The organism is Allobosea sp. ASV33, from assembly GCF_016428755.1.
GTDB lineage: Bacteria > Pseudomonadota > Alphaproteobacteria > Rhizobiales > Beijerinckiaceae > Allobosea.
Genome location: NZ_JAELTI010000184.1, coordinates 1 through 2,536 on the forward strand (window position 1 = coordinate 1; position 2,536 = coordinate 2,536).

3 protein-coding genes are annotated in these 2,536 nt (G+C 68.4%); 2 read left to right on the plus strand and 1 reads right to left on the minus strand.

All coding sequences use genetic code 11. The features are described from left to right. On the minus strand, nucleotides 1-771 hold a 771-nt coding region (gene dusB, locus JHD80_RS26925; RefSeq protein ID WP_199093615.1), incomplete at its 3' end, for a tRNA dihydrouridine synthase DusB. A 176-nt stretch (nucleotides 772-947) separates the two neighbouring features. On the opposite strand from dusB, the gene JHD80_RS26930 reads away from it, so the two are divergent. Together JHD80_RS26930 and JHD80_RS26935 are read left to right on the plus strand one after the other, a co-directional pair. Next, nucleotides 948-2,153: a bifunctional 2-C-methyl-D-erythritol 4-phosphate cytidylyltransferase/2-C-methyl-D-erythritol 2,4-cyclodiphosphate synthase gene (locus tag JHD80_RS26930; RefSeq protein WP_349237359.1), complete on the plus strand. Its 1,206-nt coding sequence runs from the start codon at nucleotides 948-950 to the stop codon at nucleotides 2,151-2,153. A 2-nt stretch (nucleotides 2,154-2,155) separates the two neighbouring features. Continuing rightward, the coding region (locus tag JHD80_RS26935; protein ID WP_199093618.1) for a CinA family protein at nucleotides 2,156-2,536 on the plus strand (381 nt) is incomplete at its 3' end.

Sequence of the window (2,536 nt, forward strand, 5' to 3'; positions counted from 1 at the left end):
GGCCAGCGCAAGCTTCTCGGCCAAAGAGAGCGGCCGGAATGCGCGCCCGTCGAGCGCCGCACCGATCTCGCCGACCAGCCAGGGCCGGCCGAGCGCGGCGCGCCCGACCATGACGAAATCGGCGCCGGACTGCGTGAGGCAATCTCTGGCATCCGCGACATCGTGGATGTCGCCATTCGCGACCAGGGGAAAATCCCCGGCGGCTCGCACCGCCGCGATGGCCCGCCAATCCGCCTGGCCCTTGTAGAATTGCTGGCGCGTGCGGCCATGGACCGTGATCATCCGCGCACCGGCTGCGACCGCTCTGCGGGCAAGTTCGGGAGCGTTACGGGAGGCATCGTCCCAGCCAAGACGCATCTTGACCGTTACCGGCACCTTCGTGGCGGCAACGGCGGCTTCCACCAGCGCGACGGCATGGTCGAGATCGCGCATTAGGGCGGAGCCGGCCCAGCCGCCCGTCACCTTCTTGGCCGGGCAGCCCATGTTGATGTCGACGATGTCGGCGCCGTTCGCCTCGGCCAGCCGCGCCGCCTCCCCCATCCAATAGGGATCGCAACCGGCGAGCTGCACGACATGCGGCGAAACGCCCTCGCCCTCGGCGCGGATGCGCGCTTCTTCGCTGCCGCGCACGAATTCGTCGGACGCGACCATCTCTGACACGACGACACCGGCATGGCTGCGGGCCGCAAGGCGACGCATGACGATGTCGGTCACGCCTGACATTGGCGCCAGGAAAGCGCGGGACGCGATCGGGATACCTGCGATGTTCAAAGGCTCAGCCTGCTTTTAAGGCATTTCTCAATATGCATATTTATTGGACATTGCTGCGATAGCGCAAGGGCTTATCCGCATATGCTGCATTGCAACAGCGTCGCACCCCCTGCCCCCGCACGGCAGAATTGGCTATGGCATGCGCCATGACCCGCTTGCAGCCAGGATCCAGCGCCGTGCTCCGCCAACCCGATGCGCCCCAACCCGTTGCGGCCCTGCTTGTCGCGGCCGGCCGCGGCCTGCGGGCCGGCGGTGGCGAGCCGAAGCAGTATCGGCTGATCGAAGGCCGCCCGGTTCTCGCCCATGCACTGATGCCGTTCCTGGCGGAGCCGGCGATCACACGCATCGCCGTCGTGATCGGCGAAGGCGACGAGGCGCGCTATGCCGGCGCTGTGGCCGGGATCGACGGCTCCCGGCTCGCAGCCCCGACGCTCGGCGGCGCGACGCGCCAGGCCTCGGTGCGGCGCGGCCTGCTCGCGCTTGCCCGCGAAGGTTTCGACGGCATCGTGCTGATCCATGATGCCGCGCGCGCCTTCGTCTTGTCCGCCCAGATCAGCGCGGCGATCGGGAGGCTCGGCATTGAGGGCGTGGCGGCGATTCCGGCCTTGCCGGTGACCGATACGGTGAAGCGCATCAATGCCGACGGCCATGTCGCGGAAACCCCGCCGCGCGACCAGCTTGTCACGGTCCAGACACCGCAGGCCTTCCGCTTCAAGCCGCTGCTTGCAGCCCACGAGGCCGCTGAAGCAGCGCAACTGCACGGCTTCACCGACGATGCCGCCCTGATGGAATGGGCCGGCCACCCGGTCGCGACCTTCCCGGGCGATCCGGCCAATGTGAAGCTGACCCATGCCGCGGACTTCCTGAGGACCGCCGCGCAAGCGGGCCAGACGCTCGTGACCCGCGTCGGCACCGGCTACGACGTCCATGCCTTCGGGCTGGGCGACCATGTCTGGCTCGGCGGAGTGAAGATCAGTCACGATCAGGGTGTGATCGCCCATTCCGATGGCGACGTCGCGTTGCATGCCCTGACCGACGCCTTGCTCGGCGCGCTGGCCGATGGCGATATCGGCACGCATTTCCCGCCGAGCGATCCGCAATGGCGCGGCGCTGCCTCGGCCCGGTTCCTCGGCTTCGCGGCGACCCGCGTCCGCGAGCGCGGCGGGCGGATCGACTTCCTTGATCTCACCATCGTCTGCGAAGCCCCGAAGGTCGGCCCGCATCGCGAAGCCATCCGCGCCGAGATCGCGGCCATCGCCGGCATTCCCTTAAGCAAGGTCGCGATCAAGGCGACGACCTCCGAGCGCATGGGCTTCACCGGCCGGCGCGAGGGCCTCGTCGCATTCGGGACGGCAACGATCCGCCTGCCCGAGGAGGACTAGCCATGTTCGATCCCGACATCCGCTTGCTCGCAGCCGAATTGCTGAACATGAGCCTGGAGCGCGGCTTCACGGTCGCGACAGTCGAATCCTGCACCGGCGGCCTCGTTGGCGGAGCGCTGACCGCCATCGCCGGCTCGTCCTCGATGGTTCACGGCGGCCTCATCACGTACTCCAACGAAGCCAAGACCGCGCTTGCCGGCGTTCCGATGGCGCTGATCAAGCAGCATGGCGCCGTCAGCGAGCCGGTGGCTCGCGCCATGGCGGAAGGCGGGCGCCAACGCCTCAATGCCACTTTCGCGGTCTCGATCACCGGCGTCGCTGGCCCCGGCGGCGGCAGCGTCGAGAAGCCGGTCGGCCTGGTTCATTTCGCCTGCGCCGGTCCT